Origin of the sequence: Schinkia azotoformans LMG 9581, assembly GCF_000307855.1 — a bacterium.
GTDB lineage: Bacteria > Bacillota > Bacilli > Bacillales > Bacillaceae_J > Schinkia > Schinkia azotoformans.
The window spans coordinates 24,413-47,008 of the sequence record NZ_AJLR01000151.1 but is presented as its reverse complement, the minus strand read 5'-3'; the positions used below and the strand labels follow the sequence as shown (position 1 = coordinate 47,008).

Here is a 22,596-nt window from a genome sequence, read left to right as displayed (position 1 = left end):
TCTGGACGGTTAGCTTATCTAGTGTGCCTGCTATCCTTAATTCTAAATGATCACCGTTTCGTTTCACTATGACATCTGACGGTGCCACATCTTCAGTCATACGGATAATATCTATATTACCTGCGGTTGAATCATAGTCATAGATTGTGTCTTGGTCTGATCCTCGACCGAATAGATATACGTCATTTCCATATCCACCTTCTAAGCGGTCATTCCCTGCTCCTCCAGCTAATAAATCATTGGTATTAAAACCCAATAAGTTATCATTTTTATCCGTACCAAATATCAGATTTTCACCTCTAGTATCAATAACATCTGAGAATAACTTTCCTTTTATCTCAAAGTAGTGTCTAAAGTTGCTAAATTCAGTGTTATCTACTAAATCACAGCCTTTAAGTACCCTTGAAAGTTCTCCCAAAATCACTAGTCCTTCTACTAGGTTGCTATTAATCTTCTTTTCAATAATTTCTCTTACCTCTATTGAATTAACATTGATTTCATTTGTTTCATAATTCCAATTAAAATTTACGCGGTCAAAAACTTCACTTAAATGTGTCTGATACAGTAGCTTGCAATATACTTTTTCAACCAGTTCATTATATGCTTGTGTTAAAATTGGTACAGCTTCTGAAATTGGATTACTTCCATTTGTCCCAGTAAAACTTCTTCCATTAAATTTTTCAAGAACAGCAAGCTTTCTGGCATCGAAATTTCCCCCTCTACTTTTGGGGTCAATGTTGCTAGAATTAGTCCATTTAAATAGAATATTATCCATCATTGCATTTCTTTTCGAAACATTCGTCTCACTTGAAAAAGCTTCTACAATTAATCGGAGTTCTCCACTCGAATCTCTTACCATCGCTTGTTTTAATGAATATACACTACCCAATCCGTTAATATCAGGTAATGATTCCATATTTTTAGGAGTTTCAACCCATTCTCTCGCAATCGTATCTAATGTGTTTCTTGAAAACAAATACTCACCCAAACTTGCTAAAGTTCCATCTGTTTTCTCAAAGCTACCTTTACGCGAAACTATATTACCACTAGAATCCTGTATATTGACATTGCTATATGCGAGATTAAGTGATTTAATACCTAATTGCTCCAATCCAAACAATTCTCTTTCAGAGGATAGTCCATCCTGATTCAAGTCCCTCCATATCCGCAAATCAGCAAACTTACCATCCTGATTGTCGATTTTACCGTCTTTATTGTCATCCAATTCTGCTAAGGCCTCATACCCACTAGAAGCTACAGTTCCATTTTTAAGAATGGTCTGGTCTCCAAATAGCTCTCGTCCTCCATTTATTTCGCCATTACCATCCCTGTCCAAGACAAGAAACCCATCATCGCTTTTAATCCAGCCACTTTTTTCTGCAAACCCATTATTGTCTAAATCAAAATAGATTCCATTTTGCAAACTAACAGTCTCGATACCATCCCCATCTAAATCTAAGACAATAGGATCAATCCTTCTTGTGGCTCCAGAAGCTTGACCAAAGAGTCTGTCCAATAGTTCACTAAAGATATGCCCTATTTGGCTTCCTGCCATCCAACCTGCAACGCCCGCCACTAGTTCAACAGTAATTCCCGCGGCAATTCCCAAAGGTCCTCCGGCTGTACCAAGCGCCAAAGCATAAGGTGCTACCGCCTCCATGGCAACAGCTGCGCTTGCAAATCCGCCCATCGTTTCAATTGTCCAGTCACGGACAATTTTATTACCTCTATCCGTATCCCCTGCCTTATAAGCTTTGGTAGCTTCGGATACCATATTTATCGCATCAATTGTAAGCATAATGCCTCCAACAACTCCAGCACCTTTGAGGATTTTGCCGCGATAATTTTGGTATTCTTTTATTTTTGTATTCTGGATTATTTCCGTCAAAGTCGGATAGGCGGAATTGAAATCCGTTTCCGGCATCCGTCCTGCCTGGTCGAGCATTTTTATAAAATTATGGACTTCTGGATTTTTTGGAGCTATTTCAACTACTGAAGAATATTTAGTTCTAAATTCAGCCTCAGACAGTTGCCCCATCATTTCGCCAGCAGTCATTCGGGTTTGTATACCTTCTGGTATCATGATAGCATCCCTGCCGGTCAACTTGGAGGTATCAACACCTAAAATTTTGTTGTTTTCGCCCATATAAATATCTATCGATGACATATTCAGATTGGATTTGTATGCGATTATTTCACGCATAACATTTAAGGCCTTTTGTTCAGATAAGCCAGATTTTATTAAAGCGTTTTTTGTATGTAAAAGCTCCTCTTTTGGAATTCCATCTATACTGGTTACTTCCGACATTTCCAAAAGAGTAGGCAACTCTGTCAGCGTCCAGACACTGTCAACTGTTGACCCAGCGGTAAAGGTTAGTACATTGCCTTTCGCATTAAACTTCATTGCCTGCTGAGACACAAAGTCGTTTACAGACAAGACATCGCCGACACCATAAGGGGTGCGGATGCCGTTTTCTTTTGTACCATTTATTATGTTATTAGCGAGTGCCCCATTCTCACCAACAGCCCTAACTACAGCTTCTTTAAAATCTAAATCATTAAGCAGTTTACCTGCCTCAATATCACTGATATAAATCAGTTTTCCGCCACTGCTCTGAGATGTTGCTTGGGCAATCCTCCATGCAGGTTCATTCCCAATACTCCCATTATATGGTGTAATCGTAGCACCATCAGTCGGTGCTTTAAAAGAAAGGTCACCAATTTTCGTTTGAAGATCTTTGGCAAATTGTAACTCTTGTTGTGGTGTTAACTCTATATTATCTGCTATACCATTTTGCGCACGCCATGAGTTTACATAATCAATTACTTCCTGAATAGTTGCCATCATTTCACCTTCCTAACAAACACGGGTTCTGCTATCACATCAAAATAAACTCCTTTGACATGATCGCGTCTATGGAAAGATCCATATTCATCAAAAGCTTTCTTTATCTGTTCAACAATTACTTCTTTATCCGATTTCAATTTCTCAGGGATTTCTATTCTAGTGATTTTCCACCAAAGCTCAACACCAGACTGAGCATTTCCTGTCCCTCTACTAAATGTTTCCATCATAATCACATCATTTTTCCATACAAATGCATAAAACATAGGTATTTCAGAAAACTCGGAACCTTGTCCCCCTAACCCTATCAAAAAAGCATTACTTTCACGATCAATTGTCCATTTTCTTGCCTTGACAGGGTCAAGTGTAACCGGATTTTTAAAGTTAAAAGAATAAAATTTTTCTTTGTCAACCTCTGAAATCGTTTCATTTATAAATGTCATTGGTTTTCTCTCCTCACATAATTTTTTTGTTAATATCTAATTAGAGAATACTTCTATATTTCAACTATCCTTAGACACTAATCACAATACTATTTTTCCTTGGTGCTCTGATCAATGTCGGCACTTCTATAGATGATAACGCATCACTTGCTTATACTCCATTTTCAGTACACCATGAATCAACGTAATCAAATCACTTACTTCATTTATAGTTGCCACTATTTACCTACCTCCTTAACGAAGCAAGGTGTGGCTATAAAATCAAAGTTGACTTTTATCGTTCTACCTGTTGTAAAACCGGTTTCGTATGCTATAATTGCTCCTTTTATCATATCCATCATTTCGTCTTTGTTTTTCAGAAGACACTCAGGTGCTTCAATTTCAGTTATTTCCCAAAAAAACTCCATACCTGCAGCGGTGCTACCAGTTGCTTTACTAAATGTTTCAAGCATGATCACACTTTTATTCCAAATCAATGCATAATACATTGGTATCTCTGATCCGTAAATCCCTTAACCCCCTAACACCACCAAGAAAGCATTACGTTTACGGTCTATCGTCCATCTTCTGGAATGAAGTGTTTCTTTTGTAATTGGATTTTTCAAATTAAAGGTATCAAAATATTCTCTATCTACTTCAGAGATTTTTTCATTTATAAATGCCATCACTTTTCTCTCCTTTATTCAAAATTACATTTTGAAAGTATATGGTGCCGTTTGAAGACTCAGATTTTGTTTTCTTATTATAATTTCCATTGCCTCTTTGTAAATAGAGACAAGAGGGTATTTACCCGCTGTAGTATTGTCTATCATTATTCTATCTTCATAACCACCTGCTTCTCTGAAAGCTTTAATCAAAGGAATCTATGTAAATCTATGCTTTCAGAACCACTATATTGAAATGTAGTTACATTTGTTCCTGCAACAGGGTCCTGTACAGACACCCTTTCTACTAGTGATTCAAGCATTGTTTTTGTAATAGCTTCAGGATCCATCAACCTAGATAATTCATTTATAGCTTCAATGAACGTTAAATTACCTATACTCATATTTTTATACTCCCCCTTCCCCAACTAGAAACGAAATTGAACCTTAGTGGTTTTATTGTGTGGCCAATCTGGAACTCCATTAAAAGCATAAACCTTTAGCGCATCTTTTAGACTTTGAATTATTTCATCCCGTTTTTCTTTTAAATTTACTGGAATCTTTATATAACGCAACTCCCATATCCTTGGTGAACCAGTAACCCAAGATTCACCTAATTTCACTGGTATAGGTGTATCTTTCCAACTTAAAAGAAAATAGTAATCATGTGGCTCCTCTCTCTCCTGCAGTCCCCATACTAGAAATACATTATTTTCACGGTCAATTGTCCATATGGATGGTCTAAGTGTTGATAATCGATTACCTGGGTTTTTTATTGCTTTAACCTCAAAACATGCAATTTCTTCTTGAGTCATACTTTCATTTGCAAATACCATTGTTTTTCTCTCCTTGGTATTCTGATCAATGTCGGCACTTCTTTAGATGATAACGCATCACTAGCCAATACTATTTTCGGTACGCCATTAATCTACATAATCAATCCCTCCCTGAATAGTTGCCATCATTTCACCCCCCGAACAAAAAACGCGCATTCTACTATCATTTCGAAATAATCCCTTATGCTCATAATATTTCATTCTATATTTTTTTGGACATCCAACAGATATAACTCTGTTCTACCTATCGAATAATAAAAAAAATACAATTATAGGTAGATTGCTCGTAATTTCACATGTATTTTGAGATATTTTAAAAATATTTATTTAAAAAAGCACATCATTTTTTTGAATATTTAGCGATTTTATTATTAATATGGACAATAAAATAAATTCAGATAATATAAAGTCATTATTTGAAATCATTCTTTGATTACCCTGAACAATTTTTATTTTAATCGGCATTTATTACCATTTCAATCATTTTTTTGAAATTAAAACCATTTTTTTGTAATATTATATAATTCAAACAAAACCTTCATGATCTTTCGCTCTCAACCCAGAATGAAAATAAGTTATTCTTACCATAATGTTGATACTACATGCAGTGAGTATATAACGTGTCTTTTAATGGTGGTTGGACCCTGTAAACAAAACTGTTGGAATGAATTTGGTGCACAACCCATTGTTAGCTCTCCCTGTCGGGAGATGACTACGAACAGAAAAATGTTTAAATTTCAAATTCATTCCACTGTATGTAGAATTTCATTAAAGGTTGGTTGATCGAATTGGAGACATTGTATAAGCGTTGCGCTGGACTAGATGTTCATTCTGAAACAATCGTTGCTTGCGTTTTAATAGGAAATGATGATTCGAATGTAACGAAAGAAACTGAAACTTTTCCGACATTAACAAAGGATTTGTTCCGCCTTCTTAAATGGTTAGAAGAACATGAAGTAACTCATATTGCAATGGAAAGTACAGGGATCTACTGGAAACCCGTTTACAATATTCTAGAGGACTTTTTGATATTACATTGGCTAATGCCCAGCGAATTAAAAATGTTCCCGGTAGAAAAACCGATGTTTCAGATGCAGAATGGATTGCTAAATTATTACGACATGGACTGATTGAAAAGAGTTTTGTACCACCCGAAGATATTCGAGAACTCCGAGACTTAACTCGCCTTCGAAAGAAGTGGATTGGACAAATGACTTCTGAGAAAAATCGTATTCAAAAGGTGCTGGAAGCTTCAAATATTAAACTATCTACAGTTATCTCAGATGTATTTGGAGTTTCAGGAAGAAGACTCTTGGAACATTTATTATCTGAAGGACATATTAACCCAGATGAAGTAGAACAAAAAATTCATGGTCGAATGGCTCATAAAAAACAACAAATTACGGATTCCCTATTTGGCACTTTAACTGAGCACCAACTATTTTTAATTAAACAATCATGGATGCATATTACCTATTTAGAAAGTCTAATTTCAGACATAGAGGCAAGAATTGATCAATTGTTAGAAAAGTATCAAGAAGAAGTTAAACTCCTTATCACAATGCCCGGTATTAAAAAGGATACAGCTGCTGTTATTATTGCGGAAATAGGAGCCAATATGAAGCAATTTCCTACCTCTAAGCATCTGTCATCATGGGCTGGATTGTCACCAGGTAACCATGAAAGTGCTGGTAAAAGGAAAAGCACTCGTACTGTTAAAGGGAATCCACATATCAAATCTGCATTATGTGAGGCAGCATGAGCAGTATCAAGGAGTAGAAATACGTATTTGTCTAATAAATTCTGGTCGTTATCAGCTCGAAAGGGAAAGAAAAAAGCACTCGTTGCCATCGGACATCGAATGCTTACTATTGTCTATCACATGCTTTTGAATAAGGACCCCTACCACGAAATACCCGCAAATTAGCAGTATAGACAAACAATAAAAAAGATATACGAGAAACCGTGAAAAACGGTAGCTCAACTTTCCTATTGCCAAAATTGGATTATATATAGCTTATACAAAATGGGTTTAGTTTAAACCCATTAGTTTGATCCTAAAGCCAGGGTTTTATTTTCACAGAAAAAGTATCTATTTGATGTATTCATTTATGCATTTCATCTACAAAATTCTCATTTCTAAATACACAGGCTTATAGGGGGAATCTGACAATTATATTTACGAGCATATAAAAACAGGGCTGCATTAAGGGCAGCCCTGTCTCATCTTAGCATTTTTTTTTCAATTCTTCCTCATAAGCAACCTGGAACTTTTGTATATCGCCAGCACCCATGAAGATTAAAACTCCGTTGTCATGCTTTTTTAATATCTCAGTATTTTCTTCTGTAATTAACTCTGAATTACCAATTTTATCCTTCAAATCACCGATTGTTAAGTTGCCATCATTCTCACGGGCAGAACCGAATATATCACATAAATATACGTAGTCCGCTCCACTCAAACTTGCTGCGAATTCATTTAAAAACGTTTGAGTTCTAGTGAAAGTATGCGGTTGGAAAATCGCCACCACTTCACGATCAGGATATTTTTGGCGTGCCGCTTCAATTGTGGCTCTAATTTCAGTTGGATGATGGGCATAGTCATCAATTAATACTTGATTGCCAACCTTTTTTTCACTAAACCTTCTTTTTACCCCTTGATAGGTTAAAAGCTGACTTTTAATGATATCAACAGGTATTTCTTCATAATGACATAATGCTATAACAGCCAACGCGTTAAGTACATTATGGTCACCATAGGTAGGAATGCTAAAAGACGAATAAAAAGTATGTCTAATAAAGACATCAAATGATGTTCCATCTGGTGTTTTATTAACATTTCTAGCCTGGAAGTCATTTTCCTGATTAAATCCATAAAACAATACAGGTACATTTGCATGTATTTTCTGTAATTGTTCGTCATCACCGCAGGCGATGATCCCTTTCTTTACTTGCAATGCCATCTGTTGGAAAGCATCGAAAACATCTTCAATACCACTGAAATAATCCGGATGGTCAAAATCAATATTCGTCATGATCGCATAATCAGGAAAATATTCTAGAAAATGACGTCTATACTCACATGCCTCAAATGCAAAATACTTTGCGTTTTCCGTACCTTCCCCAGTTCCATCACCAATAAGATAAGATGTTGGTTCTGCTGCTTTCAATACATGTGCTAATAGCCCTGTAGTTGATGTTTTCCCATGTGCGCCACTAACAGCAATACTTATCGATTTTTCAATCAGATCTCCTAAGAAATGATGGTATCGAAACACAGGTAAACCTTGATTTAACGCTTCTTTAATTTCTTCGTGATCATCGGGAAAAGCATTTCCCGCAATGATAATTTGGTCACTTTTTATATTCTCTTTTGAAAAAGGTAAGATTTTTATATTTTTGTTTTCCAATGCTTGCTGCGTAAAAAAGCGTTTATCAACGTCAGAACCTTGAACCTCATAATTCATATCATGAAGAATTTGTGCTAATGCACTCATTCCAGTCCCCTTGATTCCAACAAAGTGGTAAACTTTCATAAAAAGAACCTCCACAATCCAAATCGTAGCTATGGTTAAGTATATGTTACATTAAAAATAACGAGCCTGTTTTATTATCAAATGCGCCTTGGCGCTTAGTTAAATATATTTTCCATTATACATATCTTTTGTCATTTGTTGTAGTTTAAATCATGATTGAAAATTATTTTCTACCTGCTCTTTTGAAACGAGAACCTCACGTGGCTTTGAACCTTTTGCTTCTGAGACGATGCCTTGGGCTTCCATCATATCTACTAATCTAGCAGCCCGGTTATAGCCTATCCGAAAACGGCGTTGCAGGCTGGAAGCAGATGCCCCTTCTTGTTCAATAACAAATTGACAAGCTTCCTCAAACAATTCGTCATCCACTCCATAATCTACGGATTGCTTAATAAGCTCCTCTTGAACAAATAGATAGTTAGGTTTCATTTGTTTTCTTACAAAATAGGTCACTCTTTCAATCTCTTCATCTTTAACAAAATTTCCTTGGATACGTACCGGTTTGTTTGAACCATTTTCTAGGAAGAGCATATCTCCTCTACCAAGCAGTTTTTCGGCCCCACTAATATCTATTATAGTTCTTGAATCTACTTGTGAGGAAACAGAAAATGCAATTCTAGTAGGAACATTGGCTTTTATTAATCCCGTGATAACATCGACCGAAGGCCTTTGTGTTGCTAATAGCAAATGGATTCCACATGCACGAGCCTTCTGGGCGATACGACAAATAGCATCTTCAACATCTGCTGGTGAAACCATCATTAAATCTGCCAACTCATCGATAACGATGACTAAGTACGGCATAATTTCCGCTTTAGGGTCCTCTTGTTGAACTTTTTCATTAAAGCGAGAAATATCCCGAACCCCTTCGTGCGCAAATAGTTCATAACGACGCTCCATTTCCTCTACGGCCCATTTCAGGGCAGCTGTCGCCGCTTTTACATCTGTTATAACCGGACTGACTAGATGTGGAATGCCGTTATAGGGTGCAAGCTCAACCATTTTTGGGTCAATTAACATAAGCTTCACTTCATGTGGGGAAGCTTTATATAACAAACTAATAATGATTGAATTAATACAAACACTTTTTCCCGACCCTGTAGCACCAGCTATCAAACCATGGGGCATTTTTTTAAGATCAGTCACAATCGGTTGACCGGAAATGTCTAGACCCAGCGCCACGACAAGCGGTGATTTATCCCTTTGAAAAACAGGGCTACGCAATATCTCACGTATTAATACGGCACGGCTTTTCCGATTAGGAACCTCAATACCAACCGTACTTTTACCTGGAATGGGTGCTTCAATCCGGATATCCTTCGCTGCTAAAGCCAGCTTCAAATCATCTGATAAATTAGTAATTTTATTAACTCGAACTCCCATATCCGGCTGTACCTCAAATTGAGTGACAGCAGGACCCTTAGTTGCTTTCACTACCTTAGCCCCCACATTAAAGCTTACAAATGCATGATCTAAAAGGCGGCTCTGTTCATGAAGCCACTCTTCATCCTCTTCAACCTCAAGTGGCGGAATATCAAGAAGACTTAATGGAGGCTTATTTAGATTACTTTCTTTCAGTGGTTGGATTTCGTTCGTAGGCGGAGTCTTTTTAATTGATTCTCTGTCCTGCTTCAGCATCATCACATTGAACGGAACACCATGCCTTTTGCGACTTTCTTCCTTAGTTTCATTAGTAGTAACAACTATTTCGTCAACAGTCTCGGTAACTGTTTCATCTGGGGTTACCGTTTCTATTGTTTCGGTACTCGCAGCTGCTTCTGAAGCTTCTTCTTTTTCTTCCTCCTCTTCCTTCACTACAACCTTTTCAGGAATAATGGGCTCCTCATAGATATCCTCTTCGATTATGGTCGAGCTGAATTCCTCTTGCTTGAAATGATCATCTTGTGATTCCTCTACAATGTCATTTACGTAATCCACCATAGTTGGGGCGGTTATTTTTTCTTCAAAAATTTCAACCGTGGCTGAAACCTCTTCGTGATTTAAAATAGGTTCTGGTTCTGGTTTCGGTCTATTAAATCCATAAATTGGTGATGGCACTTCAGTAGGTTTAAATGGGCTTTTTTTAGTCTTACTAGCACTGCTTTGACTAGTATCTTTATTTACGCTTTGTTCTCTTATTTGGCTGCGGTCTCGGTCTCTGGATCGGCTGCGTTCTTTGCTCTGGCTGCGATATTCCTTTCTAGTTATACCTGAAGCATATTGAGAAGCAACCCGGGTTTCTTTAGGCCATTGTTCCTCTATTCTTCTAGAAGAAATATTGGTGTTGATGTTGGAATTTGCTTTTACTTGATCGTTTTCATCGGGTATTAATGGAAAACGAAAATGACCTTTTGGATAATCATAGACAACCCGAGCCTCTTTATTTGAGCTCTTGTAAAAGCTGCTCTGTTGTTGTCTTTTTATTTCTTGATCAGATATCTCATTCGGTCTATTTTCATCTTCCTCTTGTTCCAAACCAAATAATTTTTTAAACCAATTATTCATTCCTATCACTCTTTCTAAAGCCTTAATGTTACTCTTGTTTATTTTGAGCCAAAACAAAAATAGGCTCAAGCTCTTTATTTTCATATAAGAATGGAAGCGCAGTAATTGGTACACGTCCTTCAGCAAAAAAATGCATTGTCATTTGGCCGAGTATATTATAACCTTTATCATTTCTGATATCACCGAAAATTAAAACATCTTGATGTGGAATGGCTACGGTCATCGTTCCTTCTATTAAAGAAGACATCTTTTCTAATAGGGAATCATTTAAGATTCGACTTGCATCATACCCATCATTTGTATTTACAAAATAAAATAGATTGCCTGCGACGATATCTTTTTTATAATTATAATCCAATGACCTTACATTAAAGCGGGCCACCTGTTTAATTTGTTCTTCCTTCCACCCTTCTTGTTCCGCAAAAGATAAATCGATCAAGCGATAAGATGAACCTAAATCAAGTGCATAATAAATTCTTGTTTCAGCAGTGTGTTCTTCAAAAATTAACTTTTTGCCGTCTTTAGTTTCTATCGGAAAAGAAGTCGAACGGATAACAGGAAAAATGTTCTTTTCCTTTCCTGATAAGTTTTGCTTATCAGACATCGCTTTTAATGCTTCTTCAACATAATAGACTATTTCATCAACGGCCCCTTCTTTTCGATTTTCCCACTTAGAAACGACCGTCGGTACTGAAACTGCAACACCTTTTTTCGATTCAGTATCCTCAATTCGAAGCTGTTCATTTTTATGGTCATACTCTATAGTCCAGTTACTCCGCATTAGTCGTTCCATTAAAAGATCTTTCATCTTATTACTTGTCATTTTCATTCTTTTTTTGTTCCCCTTCTTTTGCTTTACCTAAATCCAATTGTTCTTTTGTATTATCTTTATTTTCTACTTTTTCTTCTTTTCCCTCTTGGCCATACTCCACAGAATTAGCAATGATCATCATATTTTTTGCATTTTCTACCATATCATTTGTTGTTGTCATTGTTGTCGTTTTAACACCGCCGATACCAACTATTAATTCGTACTTTTTGTCCTCACCAGGGGATATACTTATGTACCCAAATCTGTCCTCGCCTTTAAATGTTTCTATCCCTTTTTCATCCTTCGCACCTTTGATTTCATTAAAAATAACATCGCTATGAAGTGACTCATGCGAATTTACAAATAATATATATTCCTGGTTTCCTTTTGATAAGATAACATTGTTTTCAAATTCATCCTTCACTTTAAATCCCTCTGGCAAATAATAACTAAACCCTTTCGTTGTTTCCGTAGTCTTTTCGGCCGGCCCATTAAATGTTGACTCCGCTACCTGTTTTGCTTGACTGATAGCTTCATCCTTTGAACTACTGCAACCTACTAGCAAACCAAAACTTATAATCATTATTGCTGCTAATTTACTATAAACTTTCATTTCTTTGACCCCTTTAACTTTCCTTTTGTGAAGAATATAAATATTGACCGAACAGTAATTTTACAATATGGGTGAACATCTCTTCTCGCTGGACAAGGCTATTGGTAAAGATTCCAATGGCACCCTCGTTTGAGCGAACATCGTGCTTTGATGTGTATTCATCCATGACATGGGATAGCTCGAAGCCTTTTCTCAAACCCTCAGAAATTTCCTCAGGCAAAAGAATTCTGGCCCCGCCTGCAATTAATTCTGTACCATCCTTTAGCTTAAGAGCTCCCCAATTGCAGAGGAGTAATCCTTTACCGGTCTCCATTACTCCTCCTTCAAGTCCGATCCCGATATCACTATCTGTTTCAACTAAGGCTTGATAGGCCCGATTTTTAGCACCTCTCATTGTCTCTTCGTCGGAAAAAGGCTGAGCCGATACACCAGAAGGAACATCGATTGCAACTATTTGCGGACTTATCGCGGATATAAATACATTTTCAACTGCACGAACTTTGGTTTTATTCTTTGAACCTACTGCTACTTTCATTTACCTATCCATCACCTTAACTATTTTTTAGAATTGTATCTACCGTTGTTTTATCTGTTTTTCTCACAAGATTAATTAATAGTTCTTTAGCCGCAGCATAATCATCTACATGGATAATAGACGCTGATGTATGAATATACCGTGAGCAAATACCTATTACCGCCGATGGAATACCGTTATTAGATGTATGGACACGTCCGGCATCTGTTCCACCCTGTGATACAAAATATTGATAAGGAATATTAGCACTTTCTGCTGTATCTAATACAAATTCCCGAATTCCGCGATGAGTGACCATTGTGCGATCAAGAATTCTTAATAATACTCCTTGACCAAGCTTTCCAAATACATCTTTTTCCCCTGATGCATCATTTGCCGGGCTGGCATCTAACGCATAATAAATATCAGGTTGGATTAAATTTGCAGCCACCTGGGCCCCACGTAAGCCCACTTCTTCCTGCACAGTAGCCCCGGCAAACAGCTTATTGGGCAATTTTTCGTTTTTCGTCTCTTTCAGCAGTTCGATTGCTAATCCGCAGCCATAACGATTATCCCATGCCTTCGCTAATATTTTCTTTTCATTTGCCATCGGTGTAAATGGGCAAATAGGGACAATTTGCTGTCCCGGTTTGATTCCAATCCGAATTGCATCTTCCTTATTATCTGCACCAATGTCGATCAACATATTTTTAATATCCATTGGTTTTTTTCTTGTCTCTTCATCAAGCAAATGAGGAGGAACAGATGAAATAACACCGATAACTTGGGCCTGGTCAGTTTCTATTTGTACTCGCTGTGCAAGCAGCACCTGGCTCCACCAACCACCCAATGACTGAAACCTAAGTAATCCATTCTCCGTTATTTGGGTAACCATAAAGCCTACTTCATCCATATGTCCTGCGACTAAAACCCTTGGTCCTTCGTCGGAGCCCTTTTTCACTCCATAAATTCCACCTAAGCGGTCTTGGATCATTTCGTCAGCATACTTTTCAATTTCAGTTCTCATAAATTTACGCACATTATGTTCGAAGCCAGGGGCACCTTGAAGTTCCGTCAATGTTTTAAAAAGCTGAAGTGTTTCTTGATTCATTCTACAAAACTCCTTCAAATGAAATTGTTTTTTATATTATGTAATATTAATATTGTACACTATCCAAAAAGAACATGGTATTCACTTGAATTTTTTCGTTTCCAACACTTATATTATAAAGTATTAAGAGTATTAGAAGCGGAGGGAATGCATTTGAAGTGGAATAAATTATTAATCGGCTTTAGTACAGGAATCATTGCAGGAGCGTTAATTAGCCAAGCAGCGAAGAAAAAGACAATTTCATCTGATGTTGCGCTAAGCTTAGCAAAGAAGGCATTTAAAGAGAATGGTCCAATTGATGGGTCTTGGATTCATATGAATCCGGAAAATATAAAAAAATATAACCTACCTTATAAAATTTATCGGGGCGGTATTACAAGGACGGTTAATAACGAAGTGGAGCAGTATGAATTTTTGGTTGATGCCATGACAGGTACGATTATTGAGGTAAACCCGTTATAAAACGGATTTATGCAAATGCAATTGCGGCCACTGACTAGCTTGATCGTAGGTTCCTTGGCCGCATATAGCATAGCATTTAAATAGTTATGATCTTCCTATTACCTACGTTTACCTAAATTGCGCTTCACAGCGGTATATTCGGTTTCCTTTGCTTGAAAATTTTTGTTCATACTCCGTCATGACATTCCCTTTAATACCACTCTTATGTAGGTCAAGACTTACATTTTTAACAATCATGCCGTATCTTGAAAAACTCTCTAATGAAAATTCAAACAACCCTTGGTTATCAGTTTTCAAATGTACCTCTCCGCCTTTAACAAGCACTGATTCGTACATTGCTAAAAATGATTCATGGGTTAAACGTCTTTTTTCATGACGATTTTTCGGCCATGGGTCAGAGAAATTCAAATAGATTTGTGCCAATTCCCCTTGTTCAAAAATCTTCGGTAAAGTATTTGCATCTATATTTAATAACCTTACATTAGGCAAAGCCTGTTCTAAAGTTAAATCCAATGCACTTACAATCACACTTGTATATTTTTCAATCCCGATAAAATTCACGTCAGGATGTAATTTAGCCATACCATTTACGAAAGTTCCCTTTCCCATTCCGATTTCAATGTGAATTGGATTTTCATTTTTAAATATTTCTTTTTTCCAATTCCCACGGAAATCTGCCGGTGTGGAAATTACTCTGTCGGGATGTTCATTAATTTTATCATGTGCTCCTGGCTTGTTTCGCAATCTCATTAAATTCAATGCCTCCTTTAACTACAAGTTCAAACATACCATCATTTAAGAAAAATGAAAAGAATAAAAAAGCAAAGCAGCCATGAGTTGAAGGCTGCTTTAGGTTTCGAATATTATTTTGTCATTTAGTTCATGATAAGAAAAGAAAGCGAGGAATACTGATGCCATTGAATGAACAACACCAACTAACAATTCTGCAAGATATATTAAAAAACCATCAAGTTGATTGCTGCGGTACAGTATCTGAATGCCAACAACTGGAGCGGCTCATTCAATCTTTGATTGGCAATCAACAAGTAGATGAACAAATGAAAAACACTTTAATGGATGTTTACAACTATAGTCTAAATGCCCAAAACTCCAAAAATATGGATGATCATATTAATCAGCACCAAGACCGTCTATCGATGTGGATTGATGACCTCAACAATTATAATATGACATAAACCTACAATATTTCCTAGGAAATTGAGAAAGCTGACAACATGTTTCCTAATTGATCGATCCATTGTTCGTATTCATGGTTTTCATTGCGGTTCTTGTACCAGACAATTGCTGAAATTGTTTGGTACACTACATACCATTTCATTCTTCGTTCCAAGTTGGCTGTCAGCTCCAAACCGTAATTATGAAGCCAATCACCCCAGCTATTTTGGGGTATATACCAATAAAGCAATGGGCCTAAGTCTAGTGCTGGATCTGCTATCATCGCCCCATCCCAATCAATTAAATATAATTCCTGTTCATCACTCATTAACCAATTATTATGATTTACATCACAATGACATACACCTAAGTATTCATGATTTATATATGGCAAGTTCTGCTCCAAAAATTGAATAGAATTGCAAATTTCTTTTTCAGTAGAAAGTGACTTTTCAAGTATTTGTTTTAAGTCCTCTAACAATTGCAATGGCTGGAGTTGCTTTTTTCCAATTCTTTGCAGCATGTTTAAAAGCTCTTTAGAATTGTGAATTTTACTCAAAAGGATCGCAACAGCCTTATCCGTCATATCTATGGGCTTGAGCTCTCTCCCTTTTAACCAGTGCTGCGCTGTAATTACGTCACCATTTTCCATTCTTTTTGTCCAAATTAATTTCGGAACAATCCCTTCAGCGGACAAAACAGCCAAAAATGGGGAGGAGTTTCTTTTAAGGAAAAGTTTATTTTGGCCTTCATATTGAGCGATGTAGGCTTCGCCAGTGGCACCACCTGCGGGAAAAACCTCCCAACCTTCTCCTAAGTCTAAACTGATTTCCAATGCTGTTCACCTACATTTTCCTTGATTACTTATCTATTAAATCGACAACTTATGCTAAAATTCCCGTCATTATACCATTTTTAGTATAACGTAAATCAATTCGTTAGGAAACCACTAGATTTTTGTTTTAAAAAGGATCATCGTTGACAGCGGCTCTATCATGACCTTTTTTGTTATTTGTTCTATTCCATTCAAATCTGCTTTATCTCCACTAACAGCAATAATCCATTGATCACAATCATCCAACAAGTATTCTTTTGGGAGGACACCATTATTAAACAGGACAATGATATTTTCCCATGTGTCTATTTCATCAAGATCATGTAGTAAAAAACCTATTAGATTCGGCGACGGTGCCAGCCACTTGTAATGCCTTTGAATTTCTTCTGAAGTGGATAAACGAAAGGCCGGATGTGCTTTCCGAATCGCTATTAGAGCTTGGAATAACGGAATATAGTTTTCGTACATATTTTTTCTTGCCCAATCAAGCTGATTAATATTATCAGGCTTGTTATAGCTGTTACTCTCGCCATATTTTGTCCGAAAAAATTCCATCCCGCTATGCAGAAACGGGATGCCTTGAGAAAGCAGCACAATGGCAATGGCTAAATACTGTCGCTTCCTTCTAATTTCCAGCGATTCATCCGCATTGCTAATTTCAAGCTTATCCCATAATGTATGATTATCATGGCATTCTACATAGTTAACGCTTTGCTGTGGTGATTGAAATAAACCATCCATTTCTTTCGTAATTGTGATACTTCCGGCAAAAAGCATCTTAAAATTATCGTTATACCGTATATCTCCAGAAATAAACCCTTGTTCCAAAAGATCAAAAATACTGCCTTTAACTGAATTGCGAAATACATCATTAAAATGAGCTATTCTTGGTAGTTTTTCTGCATTTTTAATGATGGCCTTTTCTTCTTCCGGTAGTGGTGTGTCCAGGTTCCAGCCTTCTCCGAGCATGATAATCGACGGGTCAATCTCATCAATCTTTTGTCGAACAGCATTCATTGTTTCGATATCCAAAATACCCATTAAGTCAAAACGAAATCCATCAACATTATATTCTTTAATCCAATATTGAACTGAATCTATAATAAACTTTTTAACCATTAATCGTTCTGATGCAATATCATTGCCAACACCGGTCCCATCAGAAGGCAGTCCAAATTCATTAAAACGGAAATAATAGCCGGGAACTATTTTTCGGAAGGATGAATATTCACGCATATAAACATGGTTATAAACAACATCCATGATGACCCGAATCCCTTTTTGATGTAGGGCTTCGATCATTTCCTTTGTTTCACGAATTCGAACATAAGGGTCATATGGATCTGTAGCATAGCTTCCTTCAGGAACATTGTAATGAACCGGATTATAGCCCCAGTTATATTGATCCTGATTACTTGACTCATCAATTCCTTCAAAATCATTAAAAGGGAGCAGTTCAACATGGGTAATTCCCAAATCTACTAAATAATCAAGACAGGTTTTACATTCATATGGTCCTTTTGTACCTTCTTCACAAAAGGCTACATATTTCCCTTTATTTTTTACACCGCTTTCCGGATGTATCGAAAAATCACGGATATGGGTTTCATAAATAATAGCATCTGTTGGAGATTTAAAGGGCGGTAAATACTGAGAGTATTTAGGGACTGTTGTTTTACTCAAATCAACGACAACCCCATACTCCCCATTTACGGACACCGCTTTGGCATATGGATCAACAGCTTCCCGCCATACTTTATTAACACAAACATTATAGCGGTAAAAATAGCCGTCATAATTCCCGTGTAAAGTAATCGACCAAACTCCTTTTTCTTCCCTTGCCAACGAAAACATTTGGTAGATCGTTCCTCTTTTATTATAAAACAAAAGGGAAGCATCCTCTGCAGATGGAGCCCATACTTTAAAGGTTGTTTCCGTCAATGAATAATTGGCCCCTAAATCGTTTCCGCTATAATAATATAATTGATCAAATTTTTTCGTTCTTATAACTGAGCCGATTAATAGTTCAGTTTGATTTCCAAAAAGGTCCGATACTAAATTAAATTTGCCTATTTCTATGTCAACCGGTGACTTGCATGTAAATTTAGTCTCTGTTACTAATTCTTCTTTTTTAATCACTGTCAATGAGTGTCTTTGAACTCCATCATGCAAGTAAAATTCATGATTGTTTAATGAAGGCGTTTCTTTGGAAAACAAGATTGTAACGATATCCATTTCATCTAAATAGGCTTCAAACCAGTTCATCTCTCACACCCCAACTATTACGTTACGACTTGTTTAACATACTTCTTTTACCTATTATTATATATTATTCTACAAAAAAAGGTGTTGAAAGCCATTGATTTTCAATTAGCTTTCAACACCTTTTACTTGTCTTCATCAAAAAACTCATCAATATTGATTTCATCATTATCCTGTTCCCATTCATACCTGCGGACATAGGTTGATTGGCTATGTTTTAATAAGGCTTGGGCACCCTTTAATTGAACAAATTTTATCGGGGAAGGCAGTCTTCTAAGCTTTGTATACCATTCGCTGTAGTTTCGTTTATCGATAAGTAATGTATTGGATGGTTCGTATTCACCCTCTATATACCCCGTTCGCGACAACACTATTTTTTGAACCGGCATTTCAACCTCATAATGTTTATAATAGCCTTTAATTAAACTCTCAGCTCTGTTTAAAGAGAGCATTGGATTTATTCTTTTAATCTCTTGATCTCGAATTAGCTCAGACCAATAATTGCCTCTATCCGTCTTAAAAACACTCATATCATCGTTTTCAATGATAGTAATACAAAACGTTGTTACAGGGCTGATTAAAATGATTTCCAATTCAATCGGTGCTTTTTTTACAAGTAAAGTCGGCTTATATAATAATAAATAGTTATCGGGGAAATGCTGTAGAAAGTATTTTAATATTTCATCCTCATAAATCCTTTTATCTACATAGGAAAAATCTCTAATTGTCGAGCTGGCCCAGTTTATTTGAAAACGAAATAATTCATTAAGAAATTCCTGTTTTATTTCTTCTTTTGTTTTTTTTCTATCTGCTGATAATTGATCGAACTCCCGAAAAGGTGTTTCGATTTCGCTTATGTCCTCAATGCTGCTTTTCGGCTTTTTTAGCCAACGCTTTAATGTTCCAAACAAGCCTTTTTTCTCAGGTTCAAGCCAGTTTTGATCGAAATCCTCAAAGCCTTCAAAAAATGTTGAGTCACTTAATTTGGGTTGTTGATCGTCTAATGAAGCATTGATTTTTTCCCAGCGTTCTTTTTTCAAACGGATATACTGGCTTGGATATCGGTATATATCTGTTTCATAGCGGGATATAAAATCCTGCAGTTTTATTAACTGTGCCACAATATTTCCTCCAAACTTAGAAAAGCGTAAGCGCCCGTTAAGCGACGTCCACTAGTCGCTGGGCGCTGGAGCTAGACAATGATGTACAAAATTATGCCTTTTATAATAAAAGCTGAACAAGAAGCGGGCTTAATATCGAGGCAAAAATTGTACTTAGTGTCATTGCAATGGAGCTAATTGCTCCTTCCTGTTCACCCATTTCAAGCGCTTTTGACGTTCCTATCCCATGGGCTGCTGTTCCAAACCCAATTCCCCTGGCGATAAAGTGATTGATCCTCATCCATTTTAACAGATATGGGCCTAAAACGGCACCAAGCACCCCTGCAACCATAACAAAGACCGCTGCTAAAGTCGGATTACCACCAATCACTAGAGCAATATCCATGGCAACTGGTGATGTTACCGATTTAGGCACTAGGGAAAGTAAAGTTAACGGCTCTACATCAAATAAAAGGGCTAAACCTATCCCGCTCACGATTCCGATAAAAGTGCCGACAAATACCCCTGTCACGATTGACACCCCATATTTTTTAATTGTATCAATCTGCTTATATAACGGATAAGCAAGAGCAACAACGGCCGGTCCTAATAAATGGACAATCCACTCACCGCCGCTCATATAGGTTTCATACGGTATATGAAATAACAGCAAAAATAGCACGATAAAAACCGTTGATGTTACAATTGGCACCATAAATGGTGTATAAAACTTTACATATACATTTTTCATTAAGTTATAGGTTAGGATGGTACCCGCTATTGCTAATGCGGCATAGAATAGGCTCATATTTCTTTACCCTCCTGTGTACGCATTTTTACTGCATTTATATTTTTTTCAGCAATCCACCCGGCGACGAATGAGGAAGTTATCATCACTAAAATGGTGCTAATGATTACTACAATCACCGAAAGAAACCCACGGCCTTTAAAAAGTTCGAAATAGTCAATAATTCCAACCGTTACCGGAATAAATAATAGCGGTAAATGGGATAGCAAAAAACTGGCCCCTTTATCAATCCATGTTACCTTAAATTTCTTAGTCATTAATAAACAAAATAATAAAAGCATCCCGATAATGCTGCCTGGCATTAATAGTTTAAAGGTTTGTTGAATCCATAAACCAATGTAATAAAAAACGTAAAGTATCCCAATTTGATAAAAAATTCGAATATAGCCCCCCATAAAAACCCCCCAGAATTCTCCTTTTTTTTGCTATTTTGCCAATTCATAAATAGCTTGTGCGTAAATTGCGGTCGCCTTTAATAAATCCTCAATTTCGATGTACTCATCCTTTTGGTGGGCAACATCCGGACGACCCGGAAATAACGGACCAAAAGCAACACCGGCACGTAATGAACGGGCATAGGTCCCTCCACCAATGGCGATTAACTCTGCTTTTTCACCTGTTTGCTCTTCATAAACCATCTGCAGTACTTTAATTAATGGATGCTGTTGATCAACATGATGTGGCTTTGAATCACTTAATTCTTTACATGTAAAATTATGATTTTCAGAAACCTCTTTTATTTTCTGCTTGGATGGTTCAATATCATGGGTAACCGGATAACGAAGGTTTAATCCGATTTTTCCACCTTTTTCCTTACTATAGGAAAGAGTACCATTATTGATTGTTAATTCCCCCGAGATTTCGTCCGCATAAGCAATACCAAGTGCTTTGCCGCGAGTATCCCCTCCAAAATACTGTTGAACAAAAGAAACGAAGGAACACGTCTTTGGATCGAGCACATCAAGGAGATTATTATATAAAAAGCTATTTAACAACAGACCGGCATTTCTTCCTTTATTAGGTTCCATTCCATGGGCAGATATGCCTTCCAAACGAAGTTGCAAGTTGTTTTCTTTTATTATAACAGCACCTGTTAGGGTATTATCTTTTATGTATTGTTCAAAAGAATATTTAATTTGTTCGGCACTATCTTTTGTTCTGCATTGAATGCTTGCCTCTGCCAGATCTGGTACCATATTAAGACGTCTTCCGGCTTGCAGCATTTCTAAAACTGCCGTACCGCTATTCTCATTTTGTTCCAAACCTTTTTGCTCCAGGATAAAATCAAAAATTCCTTTTTCTGCATTTATGATCGGGAAATCCGCATCAGGCGCAAAACCAATCGTAGGCATTTCCTCGTGTTTAAAATAATGATCCACACAGCGCCAGTTGCTTTCCTCATCCGTACCTAAAATCATTCTAACCCTTTTTTGTACAGTAAGTCCTAATTCCTTTACGATTTTCATGGCATAATAGGCTGCCATTGTTGGTCCCTTATCATCGATCGCCCCTCTTGCAAAAATTTTCCCATCTCTTATTTCCGCACTATACGGATCACTTGTCCAACCATCCCCTTCAGGGACAACATCAACATGGCACAGGATTCCTAATAACTCTGTACCTTCCCCATATTCAATATGGCCTGCTAAGCCACCGACATTTTTTACAGAAAAACCATCATTTTGCCCTTTATTAAGCATAAACTTTAAAGCTTGATCAATTCCGTGGCCTAATGGGGCTAGTTCGGTCGCACCATCCTCATCTAAAACACTTTTGATTTGTAAAAATACTTGAGTATCATGGATGATTTGCTCTTTTCTTTTTAAAACCTCTTCCATCCAATTTATTTGATTTGACATTCTTAATTGTCCTCCCTTTGAAATAAATAATGTTATTTTTTATCAATATACTACTTTTTATTTAGTTACGCGCGTAAAACCTATCTTAATTTCACAGATAAATAGTCATAATATTCAAACTATATTACATATGTTAGTAGTGAAATGGCACTAAGCGAGGTGATTGTATAAGAAGTGTAAATATTTTGTAAATTCATATGTTATAGTAGAAATTTTTAACAATAACATGTACAATA

General features: G+C 36.8%; 21 protein-coding genes and 1 pseudogene. 3 read left to right on the top strand and 19 right to left on the bottom strand.

The features are described 5' to 3' along the window. From BAZO_RS19740 to BAZO_RS19720, 6 genes are all read right to left on the bottom strand, one after another. The coding region (locus BAZO_RS19740; protein WP_003333254.1) for a calcium-binding protein at positions 1–2,845 on the bottom strand (2,845 nt) is incomplete at its 3' end. Continuing rightward, complete coding sequence (locus BAZO_RS19735; protein ID WP_003333253.1) at positions 2,845–3,288, bottom strand: hypothetical protein; 444 nt, start codon at positions 3,286–3,288, stop codon at positions 2,845–2,847. The genes BAZO_RS19740 and BAZO_RS19735, both read right to left, overlap by 1 nt. A 218-nt stretch (positions 3,289–3,506) precedes the next feature. Continuing rightward, entirely contained in the window at positions 3,507–3,776 is a 270-nt protein-coding gene (locus BAZO_RS19730) for a hypothetical protein (RefSeq protein WP_003333252.1), read from the bottom strand. A gap of 24 nt (positions 3,777–3,800) precedes the next feature. Continuing rightward, a complete protein-coding gene (locus BAZO_RS22515; protein ID WP_157382188.1) occupies positions 3,801–3,953 on the bottom strand; it encodes a hypothetical protein in 153 nt (50 codons plus the stop codon). A 188-nt stretch (positions 3,954–4,141) separates the two neighbouring features. Beyond that, positions 4,142–4,336 (bottom strand): beta/alpha barrel domain-containing protein, encoded by a 195-nt coding sequence (locus BAZO_RS19725; protein ID WP_003333251.1) that lies wholly within the window; start codon positions 4,334–4,336, stop codon positions 4,142–4,144. Between the two features lie 24 nt (positions 4,337–4,360). After that, a complete protein-coding gene (locus BAZO_RS19720) occupies positions 4,361–4,768 on the bottom strand; it encodes a hypothetical protein (RefSeq protein ID WP_003333250.1) in 408 nt (135 codons plus the stop codon). 788 nt (positions 4,769–5,556) lie between these two features. On the opposite strand from BAZO_RS19720, the pseudogene BAZO_RS19715 reads away from it, so the two are divergent. Further along, a pseudogene (locus tag BAZO_RS19715) lies at positions 5,557–6,695 on the top strand (IS110 family RNA-guided transposase). 301 nt (positions 6,696–6,996) lie between these two features. On the opposite strand, the gene murC reads toward BAZO_RS19715, so the two are convergent. The 6 genes from murC to BAZO_RS19685 all read right to left on the bottom strand — a co-directional run bounded on the left by murC (position 6,997) and on the right by BAZO_RS19685 (position 13,858). Further along, positions 6,997–8,304, bottom strand: coding sequence for a UDP-N-acetylmuramate--L-alanine ligase (murC, locus tag BAZO_RS19710; RefSeq protein WP_003333249.1), 1,308 nt, complete (start codon positions 8,302–8,304; stop codon positions 6,997–6,999). Positions 8,305–8,454: 150 nt separating this feature from the next. Next, positions 8,455–10,809, bottom strand: coding sequence for a DNA translocase FtsK (locus BAZO_RS19705; RefSeq protein ID WP_003333248.1), 2,355 nt, complete (start codon positions 10,807–10,809; stop codon positions 8,455–8,457). A 28-nt stretch (positions 10,810–10,837) separates the two neighbouring features. Next, complete coding sequence (locus BAZO_RS19700) at positions 10,838–11,632, bottom strand: DUF1444 domain-containing protein (protein ID WP_003333247.1); 795 nt, start codon at positions 11,630–11,632, stop codon at positions 10,838–10,840. Beyond that, the gene (locus BAZO_RS19695; RefSeq protein WP_003333245.1) at positions 11,622–12,233 is read right to left on the bottom strand and encodes a hypothetical protein; all 612 of its coding nucleotides are present in this window, start codon (positions 12,231–12,233) and stop codon (positions 11,622–11,624) included. Before BAZO_RS19695 ends, BAZO_RS19700 begins: the two co-directional genes overlap by 11 nt. A gap of 13 nt (positions 12,234–12,246) precedes the next feature. Beyond that, on the bottom strand, positions 12,247–12,768 hold the full coding sequence (locus BAZO_RS19690; RefSeq protein ID WP_003333244.1) for a DUF84 family protein: 522 nt from the start codon (positions 12,766–12,768) through the stop codon (positions 12,247–12,249). 16 nt (positions 12,769–12,784) lie between these two features. Beyond that, positions 12,785–13,858, bottom strand: coding sequence for a M42 family metallopeptidase (locus BAZO_RS19685; RefSeq protein ID WP_003333243.1), 1,074 nt, complete (start codon positions 13,856–13,858; stop codon positions 12,785–12,787). Positions 13,859–14,011: 153 nt separating this feature from the next. Between BAZO_RS19685 and BAZO_RS19680 the strand changes: the two genes are divergently transcribed. Continuing rightward, positions 14,012–14,320, top strand: coding sequence for a PepSY domain-containing protein (locus BAZO_RS19680; protein ID WP_039957817.1), 309 nt, complete (start codon positions 14,012–14,014; stop codon positions 14,318–14,320). 108 nt (positions 14,321–14,428) lie between these two features. On the opposite strand, the gene trmB is transcribed toward BAZO_RS19680, so the two are convergent. Beyond that, positions 14,429–15,070, bottom strand: coding sequence for a tRNA (guanosine(46)-N7)-methyltransferase TrmB (gene trmB / locus BAZO_RS19675; RefSeq protein ID WP_003333241.1), 642 nt, complete (start codon positions 15,068–15,070; stop codon positions 14,429–14,431). Positions 15,071–15,231: 161 nt separating this feature from the next. Here trmB and BAZO_RS19670 point away from each other — a divergent pair, with 161 nt between their 5' ends. Further along, positions 15,232–15,516, top strand: a complete 285-nt coding sequence (locus BAZO_RS19670) for a YtzH-like family protein (protein ID WP_003333240.1) — start codon at positions 15,232–15,234, stop codon at positions 15,514–15,516. 14 nt (positions 15,517–15,530) lie between these two features. Here the strand turns inward: BAZO_RS19670 and BAZO_RS19665 are convergent, their stop codons facing one another. The 6 genes from BAZO_RS19665 to pepV all read right to left on the bottom strand — a co-directional run bounded on the left by BAZO_RS19665 (position 15,531) and on the right by pepV (position 22,360). Then, complete coding sequence (locus tag BAZO_RS19665; protein ID WP_003333239.1) at positions 15,531–16,331, bottom strand: phosphotransferase family protein; 801 nt, start codon at positions 16,329–16,331, stop codon at positions 15,531–15,533. Between the two features lie 114 nt (positions 16,332–16,445). Then, on the bottom strand, positions 16,446–18,596 hold the full coding sequence (pulA, locus tag BAZO_RS19660) for a type I pullulanase (protein WP_003333238.1): 2,151 nt from the start codon (positions 18,594–18,596) through the stop codon (positions 16,446–16,448). 122 nt (positions 18,597–18,718) lie between these two features. Continuing rightward, positions 18,719–19,714 carry a hypothetical protein gene (locus BAZO_RS19655; RefSeq protein ID WP_003333237.1) on the bottom strand — a complete coding sequence of 332 codons (996 nt, stop codon included), beginning with the start codon at positions 19,712–19,714 and terminating at the stop codon, positions 18,719–18,721. Positions 19,715–19,814: 100 nt separating this feature from the next. Beyond that, complete coding sequence (locus BAZO_RS19650) at positions 19,815–20,501, bottom strand: LrgB family protein (protein ID WP_003333236.1); 687 nt, start codon at positions 20,499–20,501, stop codon at positions 19,815–19,817. Then, positions 20,498–20,896 (bottom strand): CidA/LrgA family protein, encoded by a 399-nt coding sequence (locus BAZO_RS19645; RefSeq protein ID WP_003333235.1) that lies wholly within the window; start codon positions 20,894–20,896, stop codon positions 20,498–20,500. The genes BAZO_RS19650 and BAZO_RS19645 overlap by 4 nt, the downstream gene beginning before the upstream one ends. A gap of 30 nt (positions 20,897–20,926) precedes the next feature. After that, complete coding sequence (gene pepV / locus BAZO_RS19640; RefSeq protein WP_003333234.1) at positions 20,927–22,360, bottom strand: dipeptidase PepV; 1,434 nt, start codon at positions 22,358–22,360, stop codon at positions 20,927–20,929. Positions 22,361–22,596 lie beyond the last annotated feature (236 nt).

What these genes read in the sequence shown, in the direction of transcription:
- BAZO_RS19735 (WP_003333253.1), bottom strand. Translation starts at nt 3,288, where the DNA reads ATGACATTTATAAATGAAACGATTTCAGAGGTTGACAAAGAAAAATTT.
- BAZO_RS19730 (WP_003333252.1), bottom strand. Translation starts at nt 3,776, where the DNA reads ATGTATTATGCATTGATTTGGAATAAAAGTGTGATCATGCTTGAAACA.
- BAZO_RS22515 (WP_157382188.1), bottom strand. Translation starts at nt 3,953, where the DNA reads ATGGCATTTATAAATGAAAAAATCTCTGAAGTAGATAGAGAATATTTT.
- BAZO_RS19725 (WP_003333251.1), bottom strand. Translation starts at nt 4,336, where the DNA reads ATGAGTATAGGTAATTTAACGTTCATTGAAGCTATAAATGAATTATCT.
- BAZO_RS19720 (WP_003333250.1), bottom strand. Translation starts at nt 4,768, where the DNA reads ATGGTATTTGCAAATGAAAGTATGACTCAAGAAGAAATTGCATGTTTT.
- murC (WP_003333249.1), bottom strand. Translation starts at nt 8,304, where the DNA reads ATGAAAGTTTACCACTTTGTTGGAATCAAGGGGACTGGAATGAGTGCA.
- BAZO_RS19705 (WP_003333248.1), bottom strand. Translation starts at nt 10,809, where the DNA reads ATGAATAATTGGTTTAAAAAATTATTTGGTTTGGAACAAGAGGAAGAT.
- BAZO_RS19700 (WP_003333247.1), bottom strand. Translation starts at nt 11,632, where the DNA reads ATGACAAGTAATAAGATGAAAGATCTTTTAATGGAACGACTAATGCGG.
- BAZO_RS19695 (WP_003333245.1), bottom strand. Translation starts at nt 12,233, where the DNA reads ATGAAAGTTTATAGTAAATTAGCAGCAATAATGATTATAAGTTTTGGT.
- BAZO_RS19690 (WP_003333244.1), bottom strand. Translation starts at nt 12,768, where the DNA reads ATGAAAGTAGCAGTAGGTTCAAAGAATAAAACCAAAGTTCGTGCAGTT.
- BAZO_RS19685 (WP_003333243.1), bottom strand. Translation starts at nt 13,858, where the DNA reads ATGAATCAAGAAACACTTCAGCTTTTTAAAACATTGACGGAACTTCAA.
- trmB (WP_003333241.1), bottom strand. Translation starts at nt 15,070, where the DNA reads ATGAGATTGCGAAACAAGCCAGGAGCACATGATAAAATTAATGAACAT.
- BAZO_RS19670 (WP_003333240.1), top strand. Translation starts at nt 15,232, where the DNA reads ATGCCATTGAATGAACAACACCAACTAACAATTCTGCAAGATATATTA.
- pulA (WP_003333238.1), bottom strand. Translation starts at nt 18,596, where the DNA reads ATGAACTGGTTTGAAGCCTATTTAGATGAAATGGATATCGTTACAATC.
- BAZO_RS19650 (WP_003333236.1), bottom strand. Translation starts at nt 20,501, where the DNA reads ATGAGCCTATTCTATGCCGCATTAGCAATAGCGGGTACCATCCTAACC.
- BAZO_RS19645 (WP_003333235.1), bottom strand. Translation starts at nt 20,896, where the DNA reads ATGGGGGGCTATATTCGAATTTTTTATCAAATTGGGATACTTTACGTT.
- pepV (WP_003333234.1), bottom strand. Translation starts at nt 22,360, where the DNA reads ATGTCAAATCAAATAAATTGGATGGAAGAGGTTTTAAAAAGAAAAGAG.